At 63.6% G+C, this 24111-nt stretch carries 21 protein-coding genes and 1 pseudogene; 5 read left to right on the top strand and 17 right to left on the bottom strand.

The window, feature by feature from the left end:
* Nucleotides 1–5 precede the first annotated feature (5 nt).
* The 4 genes from nirD to P3T23_RS17605 are packed head-to-tail and all read left to right on the top strand — an operon-like array spanning nucleotide 6 to nucleotide 4795.
* Nucleotides 6–329 carry a nitrite reductase small subunit NirD gene (nirD, locus tag P3T23_RS17590; protein ID WP_429317509.1) on the top strand — a complete coding sequence of 108 codons (324 nt, stop codon included), beginning with the start codon at nucleotides 6–8 and terminating at the stop codon, nucleotides 327–329.
* 19 nt (nucleotides 330–348) lie between these two features.
* Nucleotides 349–3030, top strand: a complete 2682-nt coding sequence (locus tag P3T23_RS17595; protein ID WP_429317428.1) for a molybdopterin-dependent oxidoreductase — start codon at nucleotides 349–351, stop codon at nucleotides 3028–3030.
* A gap of 30 nt (nucleotides 3031–3060) precedes the next feature.
* Nucleotides 3061–3636, top strand: coding sequence for an ANTAR domain-containing response regulator (locus P3T23_RS17600; protein WP_429317429.1), 576 nt, complete (start codon nucleotides 3061–3063; stop codon nucleotides 3634–3636).
* 10 nt (nucleotides 3637–3646) lie between these two features.
* On the top strand, nucleotides 3647–4795 hold the full coding sequence (locus P3T23_RS17605; RefSeq protein WP_429317430.1) for a CmpA/NrtA family ABC transporter substrate-binding protein: 1149 nt from the start codon (nucleotides 3647–3649) through the stop codon (nucleotides 4793–4795).
* 58 nt (nucleotides 4796–4853) lie between these two features.
* Here the strand turns inward: P3T23_RS17605 and P3T23_RS17610 are convergent, their stop codons facing one another.
* From P3T23_RS17610 to rhaM, 13 genes and pseudogenes are all read right to left on the bottom strand, one after another.
* Nucleotides 4854–6440: a phospholipase D family protein gene (locus tag P3T23_RS17610; protein WP_429317431.1), complete on the bottom strand. Its 1587-nt coding sequence runs from the start codon at nucleotides 6438–6440 to the stop codon at nucleotides 4854–4856.
* A gap of 237 nt (nucleotides 6441–6677) precedes the next feature.
* Nucleotides 6678–7619, bottom strand: coding sequence for a choline ABC transporter substrate-binding protein (locus P3T23_RS17615; protein ID WP_429317432.1), 942 nt, complete (start codon nucleotides 7617–7619; stop codon nucleotides 6678–6680).
* Nucleotides 7620–7639: 20 nt separating this feature from the next.
* Entirely contained in the window at nucleotides 7640–8674 is a 1035-nt protein-coding gene (locus tag P3T23_RS17620) for a GlxA family transcriptional regulator (protein ID WP_429317433.1), read from the bottom strand.
* An 84-nt stretch (nucleotides 8675–8758) separates the two neighbouring features.
* Nucleotides 8759–9661 carry a choline ABC transporter permease subunit gene (gene choW / locus P3T23_RS17625; RefSeq protein WP_133666656.1) on the bottom strand — a complete coding sequence of 301 codons (903 nt, stop codon included), beginning with the start codon at nucleotides 9659–9661 and terminating at the stop codon, nucleotides 8759–8761.
* Nucleotides 9654–11039, bottom strand: a pseudogene (locus P3T23_RS17630) (quaternary amine ABC transporter ATP-binding protein); the annotation flags it as partial. The pseudogene P3T23_RS17630 and the gene choW, both read right to left, overlap by 8 nt.
* 231 nt (nucleotides 11040–11270) lie before the next feature.
* Nucleotides 11271–11879: a hypothetical protein gene (locus tag P3T23_RS17635; protein ID WP_429317434.1), complete on the bottom strand. Its 609-nt coding sequence runs from the start codon at nucleotides 11877–11879 to the stop codon at nucleotides 11271–11273.
* Between the two features lie 242 nt (nucleotides 11880–12121).
* Nucleotides 12122–12517: an FKBP-type peptidyl-prolyl cis-trans isomerase gene (locus tag P3T23_RS17640; protein WP_429317510.1), complete on the bottom strand. Its 396-nt coding sequence runs from the start codon at nucleotides 12515–12517 to the stop codon at nucleotides 12122–12124.
* A gap of 210 nt (nucleotides 12518–12727) precedes the next feature.
* On the bottom strand, nucleotides 12728–13735 hold the full coding sequence (rhaS, locus tag P3T23_RS17645; RefSeq protein WP_429317435.1) for a rhamnose ABC transporter substrate-binding protein: 1008 nt from the start codon (nucleotides 13733–13735) through the stop codon (nucleotides 12728–12730).
* Nucleotides 13736–13820: 85 nt separating this feature from the next.
* Nucleotides 13821–14831 carry an ABC transporter permease gene (locus P3T23_RS17650; RefSeq protein ID WP_429317436.1) on the bottom strand — a complete coding sequence of 337 codons (1011 nt, stop codon included), beginning with the start codon at nucleotides 14829–14831 and terminating at the stop codon, nucleotides 13821–13823.
* A complete protein-coding gene (locus P3T23_RS17655; RefSeq protein WP_429317437.1) occupies nucleotides 14824–15888 on the bottom strand; it encodes an ABC transporter permease in 1065 nt (354 codons plus the stop codon). Before P3T23_RS17655 ends, P3T23_RS17650 begins: the two co-directional genes overlap by 8 nt.
* Nucleotides 15885–17414: a sugar ABC transporter ATP-binding protein gene (locus P3T23_RS17660; protein ID WP_429317438.1), complete on the bottom strand. Its 1530-nt coding sequence runs from the start codon at nucleotides 17412–17414 to the stop codon at nucleotides 15885–15887. The genes P3T23_RS17655 and P3T23_RS17660 overlap by 4 nt, the downstream gene beginning before the upstream one ends.
* 58 nt (nucleotides 17415–17472) lie before the next feature.
* Nucleotides 17473–18366, bottom strand: coding sequence for an amidohydrolase family protein (locus P3T23_RS17665; protein WP_429317439.1), 894 nt, complete (start codon nucleotides 18364–18366; stop codon nucleotides 17473–17475).
* A 36-nt stretch (nucleotides 18367–18402) separates the two neighbouring features.
* Nucleotides 18403–18717, bottom strand: coding sequence for an L-rhamnose mutarotase (gene rhaM / locus P3T23_RS17670; RefSeq protein ID WP_429317440.1), 315 nt, complete (start codon nucleotides 18715–18717; stop codon nucleotides 18403–18405).
* A 131-nt stretch (nucleotides 18718–18848) separates the two neighbouring features.
* Here rhaM and P3T23_RS17675 point away from each other — a divergent pair, with 131 nt between their 5' ends.
* On the top strand, nucleotides 18849–19844 hold the full coding sequence (locus P3T23_RS17675) for a LysR family transcriptional regulator (RefSeq protein WP_429317441.1): 996 nt from the start codon (nucleotides 18849–18851) through the stop codon (nucleotides 19842–19844).
* Here the strand turns inward: P3T23_RS17675 and P3T23_RS17680 are convergent.
* From P3T23_RS17680 to P3T23_RS17695, 4 genes are all read right to left on the bottom strand, one after another.
* A complete protein-coding gene (locus P3T23_RS17680; protein ID WP_429317442.1) occupies nucleotides 19838–20620 on the bottom strand; it encodes an SDR family NAD(P)-dependent oxidoreductase in 783 nt (260 codons plus the stop codon). The two genes, P3T23_RS17675 and P3T23_RS17680, sit on opposite strands and share 7 nt — an antisense overlap.
* A gap of 53 nt (nucleotides 20621–20673) precedes the next feature.
* Nucleotides 20674–21852 carry an L-rhamnonate dehydratase gene (rhmD, locus tag P3T23_RS17685; RefSeq protein ID WP_429317443.1) on the bottom strand — a complete coding sequence of 393 codons (1179 nt, stop codon included), beginning with the start codon at nucleotides 21850–21852 and terminating at the stop codon, nucleotides 20674–20676.
* Nucleotides 21853–21908: 56 nt separating this feature from the next.
* Entirely contained in the window at nucleotides 21909–23237 is a 1329-nt protein-coding gene (locus P3T23_RS17690) for an MFS transporter (RefSeq protein WP_429317444.1), read from the bottom strand.
* Between the two features lie 105 nt (nucleotides 23238–23342).
* Nucleotides 23343–24095: an SDR family NAD(P)-dependent oxidoreductase gene (locus tag P3T23_RS17695; RefSeq protein WP_429317445.1), complete on the bottom strand. Its 753-nt coding sequence runs from the start codon at nucleotides 24093–24095 to the stop codon at nucleotides 23343–23345.
* Between the last annotated feature and the right edge of the window lie 16 nt (nucleotides 24096–24111).

A 24111-nucleotide genomic window follows, 5' to 3' on the forward strand; every position in this document is an offset into this window, starting at 1 on the left:
TGGACATGAAAGTGACTCAACAATGGACCCGTATCTGCGAAGTTGCGGATATTCCTCAACTGGGCAGCCGCGTGCTGGAACGCGCGGAAGGCAACGTGGCGATATTCCGCACCGCGCAGGACAAGGTGTTCGCACTGCTCGACCACTGCCCGCACAAGGGCGGCGCGCTGTCCTTGGGCATCGTGCACGGCGAGAGCGTCACGTGCCCCCTGCATGCATGGAACATCGATCTCGCAAGCGGTGAAGCCCGTGCTCCCGATGAGGGTTGCGCGCGCCACTTTCCGGTGCGGGTCGACGATGACGGCTCGATTTTCCTGAGCCTCGCCTGAACACACGCACGGAGACACGATGAAGACCGTCACCCGTTCCACCTGCTGCTATTGCGGCGTCGGCTGCGGCGTGCTCATCGAGGCGGAGAATGGCCGCATCACCGGTGTGCAGGGCGACCCGGACCATCCGGCGAACTTCGGCAAGCTCTGCACGAAAGGGCTGTCGCTCGCGCTGACGGCGCAAAGCGACACAGGCCGCGCGCTGGCTCCGGAAATGCGTCTGCGTCGTGACGAGCCGCGCGAGCAGGTGTCATGGCCGGCGGCGCTCGATACGGTCGCTGCGCGTTTTGCAGAAGTCGTCGAACAGCACGGCCCGGATGCGGTGGCGTTTTACGTATCGGGCCAGTTGCTCACCGAAGACTATTACGTCTTCAACAAGCTCGCGAAAGGCCTGATCGGCACCAACAACATCGATACGAACTCGCGGCTTTGCATGTCGAGTGCGGTCACCGCGTACAAGATGGCGCTCGGCGCGGACGGACCGCCCACCTGCTACGAGGACCTCGAACAGGCGAAAACCGTGCTGTTCGCCGGCAGCAACATGGCATGGGCGCATCCCGTGCTGTTTCGCCGACTGGAGGAAGCGAAGGCGGCGGATCCGTCGATCCGCTGGATCGTCGTCGACCCGCGCCGCACCGATACCGCGGCGATGGCGGACCTGCACCTGCCGATCCAGCCCGGCACCGATGTCGCGCTCTTCAACGGGATGCTGCATCACCTGATCTGGGAAGGCCTCGTCGATCGCGATTTCATCGGTCGTCATACCGCTGGTTTCGACGAGCTAAAGGCGCTCGTGCGCGACTTCACGCCACGCATGGTCGCAGGCTTGTGCGGCATCACCGAGCGAGAAATCATGGAGGCAGCCGAATGGTTCGGCGCGAGCGATGCCGCGCTGTCGCTGTACTGCATGGGTCTGAACCAGTCGAGTCACGGCACTGACAAGAACCTCGCGCTGATCAACCTGCATCTTGCGACCGCGCAGATCGGCCGCCCCGGCGCCGGGCCGTTCTCGCTGACGGGGCAACCGAACGCGATGGGTGGCCGCGAAGTGGGCGGCATGGCAACCATGCTTGCGGCGCACCGCGACATCGGCAATCCCGCCCACCGCGAAGAAGTTGCGCGCCTGTGGGGCGTCTCGCAACTTTCCGACCGGCCAGGCCTGCCGGCTGTCGACATGTTCGAAGCGGTCCATAGCGGCAAGATCAAGGCAATCTGGATCGCCTGCACGAACCCGGTTCACTCGATGCCCGATATCGCACGCGTGCGCGAAGCGCTCGAGAACGCCGAATTCGTCGTCGTACAGGACGCTTTCATGCAGACGGATACGGTGCCGTTCGCCGACGTGGTTCTCCCCGCCGCGACGTGGGGCGAGAAATCCGGCACGGTCACCAACTCCGAACGCCGTATTTCCCGCGTGCGCGCGGCTGTCGCTGCGCCGGGCGAAGCGAAGCCCGACTGGTGGATCGTCAACGAAGTCGCCCGGCGCATCGAACAGCGCAATCAGGCTGCTTCGACGCTCTTCGCGTTCGACAAACCCGAAGACGTTTTCAACGAACATCGCAAACTCACCGAAGGCCGTGACCTGGATATCGGCGGCCTCAGCTACGACACGCTCGAAGCAGCCGGTCCGCAACAATGGCCGTTTCCCGCGCAAGGCGCACGGGGTCAGGCACGTCGCTATACGGACGGTGTGTTCGCAACCGCCGACGGCCGCGCGCGCTTTCATGCGACCCGCTATCTGCCGGTCGCCGAGGCCACGAATCCGCGCTATCCCTTCCGTCTTTTGACGGGCCGCCTGCGCGATCAATGGCACGGCATGAGCCGCACGGGCCGCATCGGCAAACTGTTCTCTCACGCCCCCGAACCGGCGCTCAGCATGCAACGCGGCGACGCCGCGCGACGCGGCTTCAGCGAAGGCGATCTGGTGCGGATCGCGAGCCGCCGCGGCGAACTCGTGCTGCCGGTGCAACTGTCCGACGATGTCCAGTCGGGGACCCTCTTTGCGCCAATGCACTGGAACGCCCAGTTTCTCGCGAGCGGCGGCATCAACGAAACCACCATCGCCGCAGTCGATCCGCTGTCGTCGCAACCCGAACTGAAGCACGCCGCCGTGCGCATCGAACCGGCGGAACTGCCCTGGCGGCTCGTCGCCGCCCGCCGCGGCGACGTGCTCGCCCTGCATGCAGCCGTCCAGCCGCTGCTGAAAGACTGCGGCTACGCGTCGCTCAGCATCGAAGACGACGACCTGCTCGTGCTGCGCGCCGCACACACAGCGGCGCCCGAACACTGGCTCGCCCGTCTTTACGAAGCGATGGCACTGCGTACCGGCGAAGACACGCTCGAATACCGCGACGCGCGGCGCGGTCTTGACAAGCGGGTCGTCTGGCGCGACAACGTCATCGATGGCTTCGTATTTGCAGGCGACGCGGCGAACGCCGACGCACTGCTGGCAAAATTGCGCGAGGCCGCGCCGTGGCAAGGTCCGCGCTTCGCGGTATTCTCGACCCGGCAGCAGGCCGGCGCGGTGCGCGACCGCGTGGTCTGCAACTGCACGCAGATCACGGAGTCGCGCATTCAGGAGGCGATTGCCCACGGCGCCACGGTGCCCGAACTGAAAGCGCAGCTGGGTTGCGGCACCGTCTGCGGCTCATGCGTGCCCGAACTCAAACGAATGTGCGCCGCGCCAGCGCTTGCAACCTGAACCGAAACCGCCGATGACAACTGACAGAAGATGCTGCGCGTATTGCTCGTAACCGACACCGACAAGCCGATTGGCGATCTGCGCGATGCGCTCGCGCGGCTCGGCTACGACATGCTGGCTGGCACGGCGACGCCGGATGCGCTGCATCGCGTGGTCGCGAGCGAACGGCCGGACGTCATCATCATCGATACGGAGTCGCCATCGCGCGACACGCTCGAACAGCTTGCCGTGATGAATGCGACCGCGCCGCGCCCGGTGCTGATGTTCAGTCCCGATGCGAGCCACCAGCTGATCCGCGACGCGGTGAGCGCGGGCGTCACGGCGTATCTCGTCGAGGGCCTCGCGACGGAACGCCTCGCGCCGATTCTCGAAGTCGCGCTGGCCCGCTTCGCCCAGGAATCGCAGTTGCGCGAACGTCTCGCGCAGGCCGAGAACGAACTGGCCGAAAGAAAACTGATCGACCGCGCCAAACGCCTGCTGATGGACCGGCAGAAAATGACCGAGAATGCCGCGTATGCGACGCTGCGCAAACGCGCGATGAACCAGGGGGTGAAGCTGGCCGAAATCGCGCGCCAGATCGTCGCTTCCGCGGACGCGCCCAAATGAAGCCCTCCTCATGAACGAACCCGCCAATCACGCCCGACCGGAACCCGCGGAACGGCTCGAGAAAACGCATCTGCGGCTTGGTTTTGTCGCGCTCTCCGACGCCGCCCCGCTCGTGGCCGCCAAGCTGTTCGAATTCGGTCACGCGCACGGACTGACTCTGGAGTTGTGCCGCCAGCCTTCGTGGGCTGCCGTGCGCGACAAGCTGCTGTCCGGCGACCTCGACGCGGCGCATGCACTGTATGGTCTGGTCTACGGCGTGCAACTGGGACTGGGCGGTCCGCAAACGGATATGGCCGCGCTGATGGTGCTCAATCGCAATGGCCAGGCGATCACCGTATCGAATCGCCTCGCTGACGCGCTGGCCGAACACCAGAGCCTGCGCGAGGCGCTCGCAACCCTTGGGCGCAAACCGGTGTTCGCGCAGACCTTCCCGACCGGCACGCATGCGATGTGGCTGTATTACTGGCTGGCCGCGCAAGGCGTTCATCCGTTGCACGATATCGAGAGTGTGGTCATTCCGCCGCCGCAGATGGTCGATGCGCTCGCGTCGGAACGACTCGACGGGCTGTGCGTGGGCGAACCGTGGAATGCTGTTGCAGAAGCGCACGGCGTGGGCAAGACCGTGGCCTATACCAGCGAAGTCTGGCCGGATCATCCCGAGAAAATACTCGCGTGCCGGCGCGATTTTGTCAGCCGTCATCCGAACACGGCGCGCGCCCTCGTGCAGACGATGCTCGAAGCGTGCCGCTGGCTGGACGACTGCGAACACCGCGTCGAAATTGCGCGCTGGCTCGCGCAACCGGAATTCCTCGGCGTGCAGAAGGAGCTGATCGCGGCGCGGCTCTCCAGTGAAGCAGTCAACGCCGTGCGGCTGCCGGTGCGGTTTTTCGAAGGCGGCGCGGTCAATTATCCGCGGCCATCGGAAGGCGTCTGGTTCCTGACGCAATATCAGCGATGGGGCATGATCGACAGTGGCCGCAGCGAAGATTATGCGGCAATCGCAGCTGCGATCAACCAGAGCTCGCTGTATCGCGAGGCCGCGCTGAAAATGGGGATTCCGGTGCCGACCAGCGAAGCATCGCCGGTGCTGATCGATGGCCGTGCATGGGACGGTCGCGATCCCGATGCGTATGTGAAGGAGTTCGCGATACGCCAATGACCGGACGGCGGTTCGCTACCGGAAGCGCCCGCCGCCCCTCCCTACCGCAACGCAACGTCTACAAAAGCGACTCGATCGGCAGAATCGACAGCATCCAGACCCCCATTCGCGCATACCAGGTCGTGTTGGGGTCCGTGTCGTGGCGGACTTCTTCATTGCCGTTTCGCTCAGCCCAGTAGAGCTTGCCGTTTTCGTCGAGATGCACCACGTACGCGACCTGCGGAACAACGCTCAGGAAGATGGACTCGATGTGACTCGCCAGTTCCGGGCTATCGATGACAAAGCCAAGCTCCGTATTCAAGTGCGCCGAACGCGGATCGAAATTGAACGAACCCACGAAGACCCGCCGCGAATCCACCACGAAGGTCTTCGCATGCAGACTGGACCCCGAACTGCCGAACGGACCTGGCGACTGCTCTTTCTTGCCGCTGCCACCGGGCAGGCGCCGCAACTCGTACAGATGGACCCCGCCCTTGAGCAATGCGACGCGCCGCTTCGCATAGCCGGAGTGAACGGCGGCGACATCGGTGGCTTCGAGCGCATTGGTCAGCACGCGCACATCGATGCCTCGGCCGGCGAGATCGGTGAAGTATTGCGTTCCCGACGCGGTCGGAACGAAATATGGCGATACCAGATCGAGCTCTTCGGTCGGCTCGCCCAGCACGTCCCTCATCTGGTGCGTAATGAGCGCTTCTGGTGGCGCATCGTTCAAGCCCTTCGCGGGGTCGTCGCTGATCATCTGCGTCTTCGCCCATTCGAACGGCAACGTGCGGTCGAGCATTTTCTGCACGACGTTCGGGCCGCGCATGGCTTCCATATAGGCTGCGGCCGCCGGATCGCGCTCCACGGCCTGCGCCTTGCGTTCGAGGGCGTCGAGCTGGCCGACGCTGGCGCGCGGGAGAATCCGGTCAACGGGATAGGCCGAGGCGCTCGCCCAGTAGCGGTCGAAGTCCCGTGCGACATCGGCTGCCGGCGACCCCACGGCGAGCACGTCGAGGTCGGCGAACACAACGCCGTCGGTTGCGTCGAAGTACTCGTCGCCGATGTTGCGGCCGCCCACGATGGTCGCCGTGCTGTCGGCGGTCAGCGACTTGTTGTGCATGCGCCGGTTGGCGCGCGAGAAGTCCGTCAGAAAGCCCACGAATTTGGGCTTGCGGATCACGAACGGATTGAACAGCCGAACCTCGACGTTCGGATGCGCCTCCAGCGCCGCCAGCGTCTCGTCGAGCGACGACCCGATGCCGTGATCGTCCAGCAGCAGTCGCACGTGTACGCCGCGGTCGGCAGCCTCGTGAAGCTCTTCCAGTAGCAGCGTGCCGGTCAGGTCGTTGCGCCAGATGTAGTACTGGACGTCCAGCGTGCGCTGCGCCGCCCGTATGAGGTCCATACGGGCCGCGAACGCCATGTGCGGGTCAGAGATCGGAAAGATGCCCCCAAGGCCAGTATGCGCCGCAAGCTCAGGGGCGACCGCGAGGCCGAGTCCGGTGGCTTCAGCCTGCGCAGGCGTCAGCGAGACCGACTCTGTGCGATCCGCGAGGGAAGGCAACGCGCAACCGGACAGCATGTCCGCGCAAAGCAGCAAAATTGAGAGCCGGCCGATCCATTGACGGATCACGCTGGCCAACTCGTTTATCGGCAATCGCATACGCCAGGCAACTCCTTCGGGGCACGCCCCTCGCTGCTGCCTTTTAAGGCAATCGTCTCGTTAGCCGGCAAACATGGCAATACCGTAAAGATGACAGATCAGCGGGCCGGACGACACCCGGGTTTGCGCTGGCACCGGCCCGGCACGCCCACCAGGCCGAACCCGGCGACGCACGGTGACAACGCAGCGCCAGTCCGCCCCCGCCTCCTGCCGGTTGACCGGCTATGCCAGCGAGTCTCAGTGCGAAGCGATATACGCCTTGACCGCCGGCAGTCCATCCTTGCCGTCAATCGTCTTCACGCCCGCCAGCCACTGGTTCAGCACCTGCGGGTTCGACTTGAGCCAGTCGAGCGCAGCCTTGTTCGCGTCCGTCTTGTTCATGATCGGCGCCATCACGTGATTCTCGATCGCCGTCGTGAACTGCAGATTGGACACGAGCCTGGCCGCATTCGGGCAACGCGCGGCGTAGTCAGGCGGTGTCGCCGTGAACACCTTCGCTTCGCCGTAGTTCGGTCCGAACACATCGTCGCCGCCGCTCAGATAATCGATCTTCATCTGCACGTTCATCGGATGAGGTTCCCACCCGAGAAACACGATCCACTTCTTTTCACGAATCGCACGATTGACCTCGACGAGCATCCCCGCTTCGCTCGATTCGACCAGCTTGAACTTGCCAAGGCCGAACTGGTTGCCGTCGATCATCTTCTTGATGAGGGCATTCCCATCGTTGCCGGGCTCGATGCCGTAGACGCGGCCGTCGAGCTTGTCCGCGTACTTCTGGATATCGGCAAAGGTCTTGAGACCGCCGTTGTACACATAGTCCGGCACGGCGAGCGTGTATTTGGCGCCGGTCAGATTCGGCGTCGGCAGCACCTTGATCGTGCCCGCCTTCACGAACGGCGTGATGATCGGATCCATCGTCGGCGCCCAGTAGCCGAGGAACACGTCGATCTGCTTGCTCTTGATACCCGCGAAGGTAATCGGCACCGACGCGATGGTCTTGGTCGGGTTATAGCCGAGCCCCTGGAACACCGTCGAGGCGAGGCCCGTGGTGGCCGCGATATCGGTCCAGCCGACATCGGCAAAGCGCACGTTCCTGCACACTTCCGGATCGGCCGCATGCGCCATCGTGGTCGCAAGACCGAGTACGCACGCAGTGGCCATCAGCTTTCGTTTCATCTTTCTCTCTCCTCGGAGATTCATCGGTTCTGGTTCGTGGGGTGACGTCTTTCAATGCTCGGTGCGTGGCCGAATTGCGCGCGATACGCCTTGCTGAAATGGCATGGTGAGTGAAAACCGCAGACGGTCGTTACGCGAGCAATCGACGCGTCGGTCGTGCGCAGCAGATCGCGGGCGCGACGCAAACGCAGCGACAGGTAGTAGTGGGTCGGCGAGACGTTCAAATACACCTTGAACATCCGCTGCAGATGCCGTTGCGAAAGCTGTACGAGGCGCGCCAGTTCTTCGAGCGACAATGGCTCTTCGATGTTCGCTTCCATCAGGCGCACCACTTCGATCAACTCGGCGCGCGAGAAGCCCACGCGTGCATCGACGGGGATCGGCTGCGGATCGCTGGCGCCGCGGATGCGTTCGAGAATGAATTGCTCCGACACCTGGGCGGCAAGATTTTCCCCAAGCCGGCTGCCGACCAGGTTCAGCATCAGATCGAGCGGCGCCGTCCCGCCCGTGCAGGTCAGGCGATCGCGGTCGATCACGAACAGTTCGTCCGCGAAATGGACCCGCGGAAATTCCCTGTAGAGCGTCGACAGGTCTTCCCAATGTACGGTGCAACGATAGTCGTCGAGCAAGCCCGCCGACATCAGCGCATACGCCCCCGTGCAGATACCGCCGAGCGGTATGCCCTGACCGGCGACTTCGCCAAGCAGCGTCTTGATGTTGCTGTCCACGGCGCTGCGGATCTGCGTGCCGCCGCATACGATCAGCACATCGGGCGTGCCGGCTTCCTCCAGCGTGCGTGTCGGCTTGACCGTGATGCCGTTGCTGGCGCGTACCGGCACGCCATCGGGCGTCAGGATCGACCATCGATAGTGCTGGGCCCGGCCGACGTAGTTCGCCATGCGCAGGACTTCGACCGCGCTCGTGAACGCGATCATCGAAAAACTCGGCAGGGTGAGAAATCCGAAATGCGCAAGGCTCGACAACGGCGATCCGGCGGCCGGCGATCCGGCGGCTGGCGATCCGGCGGCCGGCGATCCCGTCCTGGCTGAGTTCACGTCGCGCCCTCCAAAATGCACAGGGTATGTTTAGCCATCGCGAAAGCCCGGAGGCTTTCGCGAGGCATGCTGTTTTCCACGTGTTCAGCTTTGGGCGACTGGCTGCTCGCGGCGTACGCGCATCACGTTGCGCAGCCCGGCAAAGCGCGGTGCATTGGCAGTTCCCGGCGAACGGCCGAAGCTTTCGGTGATGCGGTCGAGAATGATCGCCAGTAGCACGACCGAAAGACCGCTTTCGAAACCCAGCCCGATATCGAGACGCTGGATGCTGGCGAGCACATCGTTGCCGAGGCCGCCCGCGCCCACCATCGACGCGATGATCACCATCGACAGCGCCATCATGATGGTCTGGTTGACGCCCTGCATGATCGACGGCAATGCGTTCGGAAACTGCACCTTGTAGAGCAGTTGCCACGGCGTGCAGCCGAACGCCTGCCCTGCCTCGACGATTTCGCGGTTCACATGCCGGATTCCGAGGCTCGTCAGACGCACGGCGGGCGGCATGGCGAAAATCACGGTCGACAGAATCCCCGGCACGCGGCCAAGGCCGAACAGCATCGCCGCGGGAATCAGATAGACGAACGCGGGCATCGTCTGCATCAGGTCGAGAATCGGCCGCACGATCATGGCCACGTTCTTGCTCTTGGCGGTCCAGATGCCGAGCGGGATGCCGAACAGCAGACTGATCAACGTCGACGACAACGTGAGGCCCAGCGTCACGACCGTCTGGTCCCAGAAGCCGGTTGCATAGATCAGCAATAGCGACAGCGTGGCAAAGATCGCAAACCGCCAGCCGACCCGCCACAGACCGATGCCGATGAAGAACGCCATCAGCGCCCACATCGGGATCGCCTGAAGGCCGTGTTCGATCAGTGCGGCGAAACTCTCGATCGCCTTGCCGATGGAGTCGAAGGTGCTTGCGTCGTGGTCGAGAAGATAGTGGACAGACTCATCGACCCAGCGGCCGAGCGGGATGATCTCAGACATGGGAACCTCGATTACGCGTAAGAACCTTCAGGACGCCCGCCCGATCGACGGAACCGCAATAGCGGGCTTCGTCGTCGACAACCGGCAGCGCGGTCGAATTCGCGCACACGCGCGACACGACATGGTCGAGCGACGCACTGCGCGACAGCACCTCGACGTGATTGACCCGCGGCGATGCATGACCGATGGCGTCGCGCGTGACGAAACCCCGGATGCGGCGTTCGCCATCGAGCACGAAGGCATACTCGGCGCTGCCGTTCAGCGACTCTGCCACGCTCGACGCATCGAGATCGCGCAGGAGCGGCACGTCATTGGTCCGCATCAGGTCGCCCGCCGTCAGATAACGGCTCGTGTCGACGCCTTCGAAGAACGCCTGGACGTAATCGTCGGCGGGGTTGCTGATGATGTCCTGCGGCGTGCCGATCTGCACCACGCGGCCGCCTTCCATGATCGCGATACGGTTGCCGATGCGCAGCGCTTCTTCGAGATCGTGCGACACGAACATGATCGTGCGCCGCTGGTTCTTCTGCAGTTCCAGCAGCACGTTCTGCATTTCCTTGCGCTTTAACGGATCGAGCGCGGAGAACGCCTCGTCCATGATCATCAGCGACGGGTTGACCGCAAGCGCCCGTGCGAGACCGACGCGCTGCTGCATGCCGCCGGACAGCTCCGCCGGCAGCTTCTGCGCAAACTGTGCGAGACCCACCTGTTCGAGCACCTGTAGCGCCCGCTTCTCGCGCTCCTTGCGGCTGACGCCGCCAACCTCGAGCCCGAACGCCGCATTCGACAGCACGGTGCGCTGCGGCATCAGTGCGAACGACTGGAACACCATGCTCATGTCGGTGCGCCGCAGCGCGGTCAGTTCCGAGCGTCGCACGGCGGCGATATCGCGGCCGTCGACGAGCACCTTGCCCGCCGTCGGCTCGACCAGACGGTTGATCAGGCGAATCAGCGTCGATTTGCCCGAACCGGACAGGCCCATCAGCACGAAAATCTCGCCTTCCTGGACGTCGAACGACACGTTGTGAACGCCGACGATCTGGCCGGTCTTCGCAAAAATCTCGTCCTTGGTTGCGCCGCGAGCGAGCAAGTCGACCGCTGCCTTGGGATTGGCTCCGAAAACCTTACAGAGACCTTCGACCACGACTTTTGGGGAATTCATCGAATCCATCTCCTTCGTGGTGCAGGCGCCGGCCCGCACAATGTGCCTACATGGTTGCCAGAAAAAAGGTCGACCGGCCGACTAATTGCGACAGACGCTTGCGCAAATACGACACAGGCCGAAAAGCACGCTCGTCAGCCTGCCGCCTGAAGGCTTGACAGACAAGGGTTTCAGACGATTCTGAGGTGCGCCGCACCATGATGCGCGATGTCGCGGAAAGGAAGATCCGCGTCCGGAATCGGATGCAGGTTGGCAGGATTTCGCGGGGTTTTCCGGATGTCCGGGGTGAACGCGTCGGAACGGAGAACCCGCGAGCGCAAAAAACCGGGGATGCGGGCTTGCGCGAGCGCTGCCCGTGGGGCGGAGCAGCCATGCGTGAGAGGCTCCGGGCCGGTCGGCTCACGCGACCCGGTAGCGTCGCTTTCCTGGGTAAACGCGCATCGGCGCCTACTGAGGCTTTGCTCCGCCGCGCGTCACCGCCGCCGCAATAGCGGACACGAACACGGCCCGCACTGAATCGCCCACCTTCAGGTTGTCGAGCGGAATGTCCGGAGACACGTCCAGGACCTCCGTGCGTGTCGGGCCACGGAGCGTCACCTGGCGATTCTGCCTGTCGATCTTCTGCACGGTCGCCAGCACCTCCACCATGTGCCCGGTAGCGACGACACCGCCGGAAGCCGGCTGTACCGCTTCGGTATCGACGCGTGCCCGGATGCCGTTCGACGCCACCTTGTCCACGTGGACGAGAACGGCCCTCTTGTAGGCGATGGTCAGCATGTCGCCGACATGCAGTCTCTTCACGTCGGCGACGTCGGGATTCACGTCGATGACGGCGATATTGCCGCGCGGCCCCTGCAAGATGACGCTATTCGAATCGGGTTCGATACCGATGACGCGCGCCTGAACATGCAGCACAGCTTCGGCGCCCACCGCCGGCTGGCCGGCATTGGGCGCGGGCGTCTGAGCCACGGCCGACTGGAAGCCCAGCAGTGCGATGGCCGATACGGCAGCCATGACAGTGGCGCGCACGGATGGAACAACACGGGCATGGATCATCGAAGTGCTCCTCGAGGGGCGGACATTCCGCGTATGCCCCTGATGGGCAGTGCACGGAACGCCCTGGGTTTCAGATGTCCTTTCCTGCAGCAGCTATCGAATCGTTGCCCGCCGTAGAACCACCCTGCCGGGTAGCCCTGACGAACAGGGTATCGCACACCGGTGAACGAACGCCCCTACGACCGGCCGTTCGAACGGGCGACGCCCCCTGCTCGCGGTAAAGAAAACGCCTGGCGAGCGGTTTACTTCACGATATCAAGAAGTTCGACTTCGAACGTCAGGTCGCTATTCGGCGGAATCGCACCCACGCCGCGCGAACCATATGCCGTCGCCGCCGGGCACGTCAGCTTCGCCTTGCCGCCTACCTTCATCGTCGCGACGCCTTGTGTCCAGCAGGGAATGACGCGTCCGAGCGGGAAAGTCGCGGGGCCGCCGTGCTTTGCCGAACTATCGAACTCCGTGCCATCGGCAAGCGTACCTCGATAGTTCACCTTCACGACATTGTCAGCGGTCGGCTGCGCACCCGTGCCCTGCGTCAGGTGTTCGACGACGACGCCCGAAGGCAGCTTTTCGACGGTACCCGCATTGGCAGGCGTAGCGGCGAATGCCATCGAAGTCAGCGTAGCGGCAGCAAGCATAAGAAAACCAGATTTCACACAGATCTCCTGATCAACAGTTCATAGTCGGCCCCCATTCTATCGGATAGCGGCGCCCTGGCGGTCACTATTGGCCTGCTTGCGGGCCGCTACGCGAAACGTCTTTGAACTCCGGAGCCCCATATGAAACGACGCCCCGAAGGGCGTCTGTGTCAATTCTTGAGATAACGGCGGCTTGCCGTCGCCCGATCTCTAGAAATTGAAATTATCGATGTTGCTCGCATCGAAGGTCGTCGGCGGTCCAAGAATGATTTCGCCCTTGGGACCGATCGTGCGCTTGCCCAGCTTACCCGCCTCGAACGACTCGCCTTCCTTGCCCGAGATCGTCCCCGACGCGAGATTCGCCGCGGCGTAAGCCGCGAGATAACCGAGTTGACCCGGATCCCACAACTGGAACGCCGTCACGGTGCCGTTCTTGACGAACGCGCGCATCTGGTTCGGCGTGCCGAGGCCAGTCACCGCCACCTTGCCCTTGCTCGACGACGTCGAGATATAGCGCGCCGCAGCCGCAATCCCGACCGAGGTCGGCGCGACGATCGCCTTCAGGTTCGGATACGCCTGCAACAACCCTTGCGTTTCAACGAACGACTTCTGATCGTCATCGTTTCCATACGCGATCTTGACGAGCTTCATCTTCGAATACTCGGGCTTTTTCAATTCTTCCTGCATCCACTTGATCCAGGTATTCTGGTTCGTCGCGTTGGGCGTGGCGGAAAGAATCGCGAATTCGCCTTCGCCGCCCATCAGCTTCGACACCAGCTGGATCTGCCCGCGGCCAATGCTCTCCGCATTGGCCTGATTGACGAACAGTTGCCGTCCTTCAGGCGCCGTGTCGGAATCGAACGTCACGACCTTGATGCCCTGCGACATCGCCTTTTTCAAGTACGGCACGAGCGCGTTCGCATCGTTGGCGGCGATCACGATGGCGTCCTGGTGCTGCGTGGTCAGCGTGTTGATGTACTGCACCTGCGACGACGCGCCCGCATCCGACGGCCCGACCACCTTGCCGACGCCGTTGAAGTCCTTGATCGCAGCCATGCCGCCGTCGTCCGCGATCACTTCATAGGGATTGTTGATCTGCTTGGGGACAAACGCGATCTTCAAGCCGCTCTTGAGGTCCGCCGCGCCCGCGGCGCAACTGAGACCGAGCAGGGCCGCGCACAGCGCTACCGCGCCGGCGCTACGTAGTGGTCTAAACATGAAATGTCTCCTGGCTGTGTTGTCGGACGTAGGCCGCCCGGGGTTGTTAATCGTTAGGATGTGGCCTGCCACCTTGTCCCTGTCTTCAGGACGTGGATTTCGCGATGAAGCGCCGGTCGCGCATGGCGCGCCAGCGCGCCACCAGATTCGGAATCAGCACCGACGCGAGCAGCAGCACGCCTGTGACGATGGTCAGCGTTTCGCTGGAGACGTCGTCGAGCGTCAGCGCATTCTTCAGCACGCCGACGATCAGCAGCGACAGCAGCACGCCATACATCGAGCCGCGTCCGCCGAAGATGCTCACGCCGCCGAACAGCACCGCAGCGATCACCGACAGTTCGAACCCTTCACCGTTATCGCCACGCGCACTGGTGAAGCGCAGCGTGTACACGATGCCCGCCAGCGCGCTCAGCGTGCCGGACAGGATGAAGAGCCGCAGGCGGATCCAGGCGACATCGATACCCGAAAACGCGGCAGCCGTCGGATTCGCGCCGATCGCATACAGGCTGCGGCCGAACGCCGTCGCCTGCAGCAGCACCGTGAACACCACGGCGCAGACAATGACGATCACGAACGGCAAAGGAATGAACGTGGACCACAACGAATCCATGCCGAATGCGGTATAGGCCGGCGGGAAATCCGCGACGGCCTGATCGCCCAGCAGCACATACGCGAGACCGCGAAACAGTGCCAGCGTGCCGATCGTGACCGCCAGCGAAGGCAGATTCAGCTTCACGATCACCAGCCCGTTCAAGAGGCCAGCGAGCGCGCCGCCGACCAGCACCAGCACGATGACCACCGGCATCGGCAAGCCCATGTGCCACAGCACACCCATCAGCGCGCTCGACGCGCCCAGCACCGACGCCACCGACAGATCGATTTCCGCGGCCACGATGATGAGCGTCATGGGCAGCGCCATCAAGGCGATTTCGGTCAGATCGGCGAGCACGTTGCCCAGATTCGCCGAGGTCAGGAACACGGGCGACAGCACGCGACCCAGCACAAGCGCGAGCACCAGCACGACGACGAGCAGCACTTCCCATTGCAGCGGCGTCTCGCGCCGACGGGTCAACAAGGCGGAATCGGGTTTAGCCATGATCGCGTTTCCTCATCATGCGTTTAGCCACGGAGCGCGCGAGCAACGTGTCGGCAGCGATGGCCGCGACGATCAGCGCGCCCTGGATCGCCTGCTCCCAGAATGGCGAGACGTGCAGTACGACCAGCGCGATGCTGATCACGCCCAGCACCAGTGCGCCCAGCGTCGCGCCGAGTATCGTGCCGACACCACCTGTAATCGCCACGCTACCCACGACCGCCGCGGCCACGACCTGTAACTCGATGCCCTTCGCCGTACTGGCGTCGACGGTGCCGAAACGCGCGAGCCACAGCGCGCCCGCAAATCCTGCGATCGCGCCTGAGATCAGGAACCCGGCCATCACCCTGCGTTCGACGTTCACGCCAGCGAGGCGCGCCGCCTCCGGGTTCGAACCGATCGCGTAGTGCTCGCGGCCGCCGCGAAACTGCTTCAGGTAGATCGACAGACCGGCGAGCACCGCCGCTGCGATCAAGGCGAGCGAGGGGATGCCAAAAACGGTGCCCGTCGCAAGCCGTGAGAATGCCTCCGGCAGACTGGTCGCGTTGATCTGGCCACCGTGGACCCACGCGTAGTCGGCACCGCGGAAAATGTAGAGCGTCGAGAGCGTCGCGACCAGCGAGGGCACACGGCCCACGGCCACCAGCACCGCGTTGATCCCGCCCGCGACAAGACCGATCGCGAGCCCCGCCGCCAGCGCGACGACCACCGGCATGTGCGGAAACGCGACGTACAGGCTGCCGACCGCATAGGCGCTCACGCCGACCGTCGACCCCACCGACAGATCGATGTGCCGCATCAGGATCACTACTGTCATCCCGGCCGTCAGCAAACCGACGATCGACACATTCAGCAGCACGTCCCGCAGATTCTGCAGGTTGAGGAACTGAGGCTTCGCAAGCCCGGTGCCGACGATCAGCAGGATCAGCACGACGAACAGCGTCGTTTCGCGGCTCTTCGCAATGCCGGCCACGAGTCCGCCTGCGCCGGACGCGGATCGCTTCATACCGGGCTGCTCCAGCTTTGCCACGGGCGAGTGAGTGGTGGAGTGGCGCATCATGCCGCGTGCCCCAGCGTCACCGGGGACTGGCCCAGCGCCGCGCCCAGGATCCGTTCTTCGTTGGCATCGGCGCGCGCGATGTCCGCCGTGATGCGCCCTTCATGCATCACGAGCACGCGGTCGGCCATGCCGAGCACTTCAGGCAATTCGCTTGAAATCATCAACACGGCCATGCCGTCGCGCACCAGTTCCGCAAGCGCGCCATAGACTTCCGCCTTGGCGCCGACGTCGATGCCACGGGTGGGCTCGTCGATGATGAGCACCTTTGGGCTCGTGGCCAGCCATTTGCCTAACACTACCTTCTGCTGATTACCGCCCGATAACGTGCCGACCGGGGCGGACGGATCGCCTGCCTTGAGGTGAAGCTTTGCGCCCCACTGCGTCGCGAGGTTGCGCTCGCTCTTCGTGGAGATCAAACCATGCCGGACCAGTCTGCCGAGCACGGTCATCGAGGCGTTGCGCGCGATGCTCAGTTCCAGCGCGAGACCCTGCTGGCGGCGGTCCTCCGGCACCAGCGCGAGCCCGGCCTGAACGGCGGCAGCGGGACGTCCCGGGCTCAAGCGCTTGCCTGCAATCTGAATCTCGCCTGCGTCCAGAGGATCGATGCCGAAGATCGCCCGCGCCACTTCGCTGCGCCCCGCGCCGACGAGCCCCGCAAGCGCGACGATCTCCCCGGCGCGGACATCGAACGAGATGTCCTTGAACACGCCGATGCGCGTCAGTCCGCGCACCGAGAGACGCACTTCACCGGGCGTCACATCAGCCTTCGGATAGAAACTTTCCAGATCGCGTCCGACCATCTTTGCAACGATCGCCGCGGTGGAGAGGTCAGCGGTCGGTGCGTCGAAAACCTTGGCGCCATCGCGCATGATCGTCACATGCTGCGAGAGTGCGAAGACTTCGTCGAGACGGTGCGTGATGAACAGAATGGCGACGTCGCGCTCGCGCAGCCGGCGCACGATCGTGAAGAGCCGCTCGACCTCGGGCAACGAAAGCGCGGCGGTCGGCTCATCCATGATCAGCACGTTGGCGTTCAATGACAGCGCCTTGGCGATTTCGATGACCTGCTGGTCCGCAATCGACAGTCCGCGCACCAGTTGCTCCGCACGCAGATCGACGCCCAGCGACGCCAGAAGATCGCGCACTTCCCGATGCATCGCGTCGTACTGGATGCGGCCCACACGGTCGACCGGCTGGCGGCCCATGAAGATGTTCTCGGCAATCGACAGATCGAAGAACAGCGTCGGTTCCTGATAGATCACCGCGATGCCGGCGTCACGCGCCTCGGCTGGCGTGACGAACTGCCGGGCGACGCCGTCGATGTGCAGGTCGCCTGAGTCGGGGCGATGCACGCCCGCCAGAATCTTGACGAGCGTCGATTTGCCCGCGCCATTTTCGCCGAGCAGCGCGTGCACTTCGCCCGGCCACAGCACCAGCTCGCCATCGGACAGCGCACGTACGCGTCCGAACGATTTGCTCGCATGCCTGAGTTCGAGCCGCGGTACGCGGGAAGTTTGATCCTGCACAGCGTTGTCTCCTTTCCTTGCAGCGCGTTTGACGCCGCCTGAAATTCTGATGCCGGGGCTAGATACGGTAAAACCGTTCCGCGTTGTTTCTGAAAAGCGCCGTTTTCTCATCTGCGCTGGCGCCTTCGACAATCGACGCATACGCATGCCACAGATCGGTGTAAGACCCGAACAGTCGGTCAACCGGAAAGTTCGATGCAAACATCGCACGTGCCGTGCCGAACGTATCGATCGTTTCGAGCACGTACGGGCGCAGGCTCTCCACCGTCCATCGATGGTCGAACATGGCAAGCCCGCTGATCTTCACCGCGACGTTGCCGCAGGCGGAGAGGCGCCGCATGCCTTCGCGCCAGGCGCGATATCCTTCCACGCTGCTGCGGTCCACGAACATGCCCGCGTGATTGACGATGAACTGCGTATCCGGATGCGCATTCGCGAGCGCGACGGCTTCGTCCATCTGCGACGGATAAAGCTGCATGTCGAACGACAGCCCGTAACGCCGCAACAGCGAGAAGTTCTCGCGCCACAATGGATCGCGCATCAGATGCCGGCCGACGTAGTCATAAAGCCGATCCGCATGAACGTTCAGGATCTGCCGCACGCCGCGCATGTTCGCAAAGGCTGTATGCTCTTCCAGCACCTGCGCCGCATTCAGCGCACACAGGTCCACCGCTGCCACGATGGCCTGCGGCATGCCACGCGACCCAGCCGAGTCCGCAACGGACTGCAGCCAGCGCGTCTCCTCGACCGGATCCGCCGGATCGTGATTCGCCTCGACATGCACGACCTTGAGCACGTCGATATCCTGCGCGTCGGCATGCAGATCCGCCACCAGATAGTCGTGCTTCAGGTCGCGGGCATCGCCAACGAACGACACACCCGGCTTCGCCAGCCACGGATAGTGATGCGTCTTCAGGTCCCACAGATGAATGTGCGGGTCGACCACTTGCATGGGACACCCTCCGCCCGTTGAAAGTTTGAAGATCGTTCAGGGAAGATGAAAAACCGCCACGAGCGGCTGCTGCAGCGGCGCGTGATCGGGCTGTGTCTGCATGATGTCGGCCATGTAGTCCCACCATTTGCGCATCACGTCGAGCGTCGGCAGTTGATCCATCCGGTGATCGTCCGGCCGGCTCAACACCGCAAAAAGGTGGTGGGTTTCCTCGTCCAGGAAGATCCGGTAGTCGCGCACCCCCGCGTTGTGCAGCGCATCAACCAGCTCGGGCCAGATGTCCCGATGCCGGCGTTCGTATTCTTCTCGCATGCCGGGATTGAGCACCATCCGGAAAGCCACTGTCTCCATTACGGCCTGTCTCCAGTTGTGTTCCGCGCTTTCTCGGGCGAAGCGTCTGGAACGACTATAATTCGGGCGTCGATAGCATCTCAATCCGAAGTTGGGATTGGGCGATCCAGAAACCGAATCGCACAGGGTCCATGAACCACAACGCCGCCACGGTCGCCCTCGTCAACCGACTCAAGTTCAAGCATCTCGCGCTGCTCGTCGCACTCGACGACGCCCGCAATGTCCATCTGGCCGCCGACGCCATCAACGTTGCACAGCCCAGTGCAAGCCGTATGCTCGGTGACATCGAGGAAGCTTTCGGCTTCCTGCTGTTCGAGCGCAACGCCCGCGGCATGCAGCCCACACCGCTTGGCGTCGTGACCCTTGCCTACGCGCGGCGTGCGCTCGCCGAACTGACCCGGTTCGCCGAAGATCTCGAGGTGAAACGTAAAGGCGGGCACGGTCAGCTGACGGTCGGCGCGATCATGGGCGCGGCGCCCGATCTGCTCGCGATGGCCGTGGCTGCGCTCAAAACCGGGCGACCGCTTCTTAACGTGCGCATCCTCGGCGAAACCAGCGATCAGGTCGTCCAGTTGCTGCATCGCCGCGAAATCGACCTCGCGCTCGGCCGCCTGACCAATCCGCTCCAGCACAACGACTTCAGCTTCGAACCGCTTGCCCGCGAAACCTTGCTGCTGGTTGTGCGAAGCGCCCACCCGCTTGCCGGCTGCACATCCGTTACGCTGCGCGAGCTGATCGAGTGGCCGTGGGTCGCTCAACCGCTTTCCAGTCCGGCACGGGTGCTCTTCGAAGAGGAACTCGCCCGCGCGGGTCTGGCGACGCCGGTGAACCTGACCGAATGCGCGTCCATCTTCGCCACGCTCCAACTGCTCGAAAACTACGACGCCGTTGCGATGCTGCCGGAATCCGTCGTGCGCGATCATGTGCGCGGCGGACTGCTTGTCGTGCTGCCCGTTGAGATCGGCAAGAGCCTGCCGGGTTTCGGCCTGCTGACGCGCAAGGGCGAGCCGCTTGCCGAGCCGGCCGAACACTTCGTCAGCCTGCTGCGCGGTTTTTCGCATGCGCTCGTTCGCGACGACCCAGCTACGGCCGACGCACCCGCCGTCACGGCGCAGCCCGCTCACTGAAGGTTGACGAAGAGGCCGCCGTCCACGAGCAACGCCGCGCCCGTTACATAGCGCGCGCGGTCGGACGCGAGAAATACCACGCAATCCGCGACATCTTCGGGACGGCCCAGCCTGCCGAGCGGTATGCGCTTCTCGAAGTACGCTTTTTTTGCTTCATCGGCGAGATCTTCGGCATTCAGATCGGTGGCGATCGTGCCCGGCATCACCGAATTGCAGCGGATGCCGTAAGGCCCAAGCGCAATCGCGCACGACTGCATCAGTGAGTGCACGCCCGCCTTCGTCGGCGTGTAATGCGTCTGCATGCCGCCGCCGACGAGCGCACTGATCGAGCTTGTCGCGACGATCGCGCCGCCGGTGCCCTGCGCCTTCATCTGCCGCGCAGCGGCCTGCGTCACGTAAAACGCACCGTTGAGGTTCACACCCACGGTCGTCTCGAGCACTGACGCGGGCATGTCGAGAAACGCATGGAACGGACAGATGCCCGCGTTGCTAGCAAGCACGTCGACCCGGCCAAACGCATCGACCGTGCGACTCACGAGTTCTGTGGCCGTCTCAGGCTTTGCCACATTGCCCTCGACGGCGATCACACGACGGCCAAGCGCCTCGATTTCCTCGACCACCTCAGCGACCGCCGAACGACGGCCATACGAGGCATCGTTGTCGCCCCAGAAGTTGATCGCCACGTGGGCGCCTTCGGTTGCACATGCAACGGCAATGGCCCGGCCAATGCCGCGCGACCCGCCTGTGACGATGACTACCTTGTCCTCGAGCAGCACGTCTTATCCCCCAGGTTCTTCGTCATATCCCGCTGAGTGTTCAGCTTCAGCACTCAGTGACCGTAAGGCCGCGTGAGCGCGCATTCAGGATTGAGCCGCACGCCGAAGCCCGGCGTGTCGGGCACCTTCATACGGCCGTTGACCGGCACCGGTTCGTCGAGCAGCAGCGGCGTGAACATCGGCACGACCTGGTCCGCCTTCGGCGCCATCATCAGGAACTCCGCAAACGGCGAGTTGTGACGCGTGACCACGAAGTGATAGCTGTATACCGACGACCCGTGCGGCACGACCATCACATTGTGCGCGTCGGCAAGCGCGGAGATCTTGATCAGTTCGGTGATGCCGCCACACCAGCCGACGTCCGGCTGGATCAGGTCGCAGCATTCCATCTCGAGCAGCATGCGGAAACCCCAGCGCGTCGCCTCGTGTTCGCCCGTCGACACCATCATGCCGCGCGGCACGTTGCGGCGCAGTTCGGCGTAACCCCAGTAGTCGTCGGGCGGGAGGCACTCTTCGAGCCACTTCAGGCCATACGGGTGCGCCGCCTGCGCGAGACGCGTCGCATACGGCACGTCGAGGCTCATCCAGCAATCGAACATCAGCCAGAAGTCGTCGCCGACTTTCGAGCGCATGTCGGCGAGCTTCTCGATATTCTTCTTGAGCCCTTCCCCGCCTTCGGCCGGTCCATGTTGCAACGGCATCTTGCCGCCGATAAAACCCATCTGCTTCGCAAGGTCCGGCCGCGCGCCGGTCGCATAGAACACGAGTTCATCGCGCACCGGACCGCCAAGCAACTGGTACACCGGTTCCTGGCGGATCTTTGCGAGCAGATCCCACAGCGCGAGATCGACACCCGAGATCGTGTTCAGCACCACGCCCTTGCGGCCGTAATACAGCGTAGAGAAATACATCTGATCCCACATTTTCTCGATGTCCGTAACCAGTTGCCCCTCGAGAAAACGGGCAAGATGTTTTTCGACGATGAAGGCGCCGATCTCGCCACCCGTCGTCACGGCAAAGCCGACGGTTCCGTCGCTCGCTTCGATTTCGACCACGAGTGTGCCCAGCACATTGATACCGAACGACTGACGGCTCTGGCGATATTCCGGGTAGCGCGCCATGGGTGTCGCGATGTGATCGTCGATCCAGTGACCGCCTGGCTGATCGTGGTAATCGGCGCCGCCGCCGCGGACGATGAAGGCACGCACGTGCCGTATGGTGGGCATGGTCATGAGAACGGGCTCCGTTTTTCCGTTTGCGATTCGCGTCCGCTAACGTTGCTGCGCGGCTATCGGGCGCGATGCATCGGGTGATGAAAGAGAGAGGTCGAAGGGGCGTCGTTGCGGCGAAACAGCGTAGCGATCAACAGTGCCGCGAGGATGCTGGCGACTCCGAGCACGGCAAGGCCCGCGGATGTTGCGGGAAACGCGTGATCGACGCTGGTTCTGAGCGTCGGCGCGAAAAAGCCGCCGAGGCTGCCGAGCGAATTGATGAGCGCGATGCCGCCTGCAGCGGCGGCGCCCGTGAGATAGCGCGTGGGCAAGGTCCAGAACAGCGGCTGCGCGGCGATGAAGCCACTGGCTGCGAAGCAGAGCGCAACCAGAGCCAGGGCCGGGCTGTGCAACATCCCGGACAGCGCAATGCCAAGCCCCGCGACGACCAGCAGCAGGACGGCCCAGCGACGATGGCCGCCAAAGCGGTCCGCGCGGCGCGGCACCCACCAGGTCACCGCGACCGCGCACAACCACGGCAAGGCCGTCACGAGACCGACGCGCAGGCCCACTTTCGTGCCGAGCAATGCAGCGACCTGCTGCGGCAGATAGAAGATCACACCATATACGCTGATCTGGATCAGCAGATAGATCAGCGCGAGCGAAAGCACCCGGCGGTCCAACAGCGCGGCCAGCACGCTGCGCGGGCCGTGTGCCGCGGCATCGCGCGCATCCGCGTCGATCGCGGCTGCCAGCACATCGCGTTGCGCGGCATCGAGCCAGCGCGCATCGGCGGGCCGGTTGTCGAGATACCAGAAAGCCCAGACGCCCACAGCCGACGCGAGGCCGCCTTCGATCAGAAACAGCCATTGCCAGCCGGCAAGACCGAATGCGCCATGCAGTTCGAGCAGCAGACCCGACAGCGGGCTGCCGAAAATAAACGCCAGCGGCGCACCGAAGTAAAAGACGCCGAGTGCGCGTGCGCGCGCCGATTGGGGAAACCAGTAAGTCAGGTAGTAGATGATGCCCGGGAAAAAGCCCGCTTCCGCGACACCCAGCAGAAAGCGCAGCGTATAAAACGCCGACGGCGTGTGCGCTACGGCCATGGCCGCGGAGACCATGCCCCACGTCACCATGATCCGGCACATCCAGAGCCGCGCACCGACCCGATGCAGCAGCAGGTTGCTGGGCACCTCGAAGAGCGCGTAGCCGACGAAGAACACCCCTGCGCCGAAGGCGAACGCAGCGTCAGAAAGACCCGTGTCCTGTTGCAGGGCCTTTTGCGCGAATCCGATGTTCGCGCGATCGAGAAACGCCAGCACATACATCAGCAGCAGAAACGGCAGCAGGCGCCGCATGACCTTGCCGACAACGGCCTCTGTCGAGGCAGGCGAAGTCGCATCCATGGTGTCTCCTGATACGCCCGGCGTCGTGACCGGGCGGGCTATGTCTGATGCAGGCACGAACGGATCTTTCGGGTCTTGCTGGCGTCAGGCTTTCGCACGGCGAACTCAGTACGTCGCCCGGCCACCCGACAGATCGAATACGGCGCCGGTGCTGAACGCGCAGTCTTCCGAAGAGAGCCAGAGGATGAGCGATGCCGCCTCTTCAGGCAGCAGGAAGCGGTTCATCGGGATCTTCGACAGCATGTAGTCGATGTGCTCCTGAGCCATCGAGTCGAAGATTTCGGTCTTCGCTGCGGCGGGGGTCACGGCGTTGACGAGGATGTTGCTCGTGGCCAGTTCCTTGCCGAGCGATTTGGTGAGGCCGATGAGGCCGGCCTTCGACGCGCTGTAGTGCGACGCGTTGGGATTGCCTTCCTTGCCGGCCACTGAAGCAATATTGACGATCCGCCCATAGCCCTGCTTGAGCATGACCGGCACGATGGCGCGGCTGGTGAGGTACGGGCCGATCAGGTTCACGTCGATGACGCGGCGCCAGACTTCCGGCTCCAGTTCCCAGGTTTTGCCGTTGCCGCCCGTGATGCCGGCGCAGTTGATCAGTACGTGGATGCCGCCGTGCTGTTGCACCGTTCTGGCGGTGGCGTCGGCCACGGAGGATTCGCTGGTGAGTTCGACCACTACCGACGATACCTTGCCGCGTTCGCTCAATTCCCGTTCGCTGCGCGTAAGACGTTCCGCATCGACATCCCATAGCGCGACCGAAGCCCCCGACTCCAGCGCGCGCTGTGCCACCGCGTAGCCGATGCCGCGTGCGCCCCCGGTAATGACGACAACGCGGCCTTCGAGATCGATCCGGTTCATACCTGTCTCCTGTACC

Source organism: Paraburkholderia sp. GAS448 (genome assembly GCF_050435685.1).
Taxonomy (GTDB): domain Bacteria; phylum Pseudomonadota; class Gammaproteobacteria; order Burkholderiales; family Burkholderiaceae; genus Paraburkholderia.

What these genes read in the sequence shown, in the direction of transcription:
- nirD (WP_429317509.1), top strand. Translation starts at nt 6, where the DNA reads ATGAAAGTGACTCAACAATGGACCCGTATCTGCGAAGTTGCGGATATT.
- P3T23_RS17595 (WP_429317428.1), top strand. Translation starts at nt 349, where the DNA reads ATGAAGACCGTCACCCGTTCCACCTGCTGCTATTGCGGCGTCGGCTGC.
- P3T23_RS17600 (WP_429317429.1), top strand. Translation starts at nt 3,061, where the DNA reads ATGCTGCGCGTATTGCTCGTAACCGACACCGACAAGCCGATTGGCGAT.
- P3T23_RS17605 (WP_429317430.1), top strand. Translation starts at nt 3,647, where the DNA reads ATGAACGAACCCGCCAATCACGCCCGACCGGAACCCGCGGAACGGCTC.
- P3T23_RS17610 (WP_429317431.1), bottom strand. Translation starts at nt 6,440, where the DNA reads ATGCGATTGCCGATAAACGAGTTGGCCAGCGTGATCCGTCAATGGATC.
- P3T23_RS17615 (WP_429317432.1), bottom strand. Translation starts at nt 7,619, where the DNA reads ATGAAACGAAAGCTGATGGCCACTGCGTGCGTACTCGGTCTTGCGACC.
- choW (WP_133666656.1), bottom strand. Translation starts at nt 9,661, where the DNA reads ATGTCTGAGATCATCCCGCTCGGCCGCTGGGTCGATGAGTCTGTCCAC.
- P3T23_RS17635 (WP_429317434.1), bottom strand. Translation starts at nt 11,879, where the DNA reads ATGATCCATGCCCGTGTTGTTCCATCCGTGCGCGCCACTGTCATGGCT.
- P3T23_RS17640 (WP_429317510.1), bottom strand. Translation starts at nt 12,517, where the DNA reads ATGCTTGCTGCCGCTACGCTGACTTCGATGGCATTCGCCGCTACGCCT.
- rhaS (WP_429317435.1), bottom strand. Translation starts at nt 13,735, where the DNA reads ATGTTTAGACCACTACGTAGCGCCGGCGCGGTAGCGCTGTGCGCGGCC.
- P3T23_RS17650 (WP_429317436.1), bottom strand. Translation starts at nt 14,831, where the DNA reads ATGGCTAAACCCGATTCCGCCTTGTTGACCCGTCGGCGCGAGACGCCG.
- P3T23_RS17655 (WP_429317437.1), bottom strand. Translation starts at nt 15,888, where the DNA reads ATGATGCGCCACTCCACCACTCACTCGCCCGTGGCAAAGCTGGAGCAG.
- P3T23_RS17665 (WP_429317439.1), bottom strand. Translation starts at nt 18,366, where the DNA reads ATGCAAGTGGTCGACCCGCACATTCATCTGTGGGACCTGAAGACGCAT.
- rhaM (WP_429317440.1), bottom strand. Translation starts at nt 18,717, where the DNA reads ATGGAGACAGTGGCTTTCCGGATGGTGCTCAATCCCGGCATGCGAGAA.
- P3T23_RS17675 (WP_429317441.1), top strand. Translation starts at nt 18,849, where the DNA reads ATGAACCACAACGCCGCCACGGTCGCCCTCGTCAACCGACTCAAGTTC.
- rhmD (WP_429317443.1), bottom strand. Translation starts at nt 21,852, where the DNA reads ATGACCATGCCCACCATACGGCACGTGCGTGCCTTCATCGTCCGCGGC.
- P3T23_RS17690 (WP_429317444.1), bottom strand. Translation starts at nt 23,237, where the DNA reads ATGGATGCGACTTCGCCTGCCTCGACAGAGGCCGTTGTCGGCAAGGTC.
- P3T23_RS17695 (WP_429317445.1), bottom strand. Translation starts at nt 24,095, where the DNA reads ATGAACCGGATCGATCTCGAAGGCCGCGTTGTCGTCATTACCGGGGGC.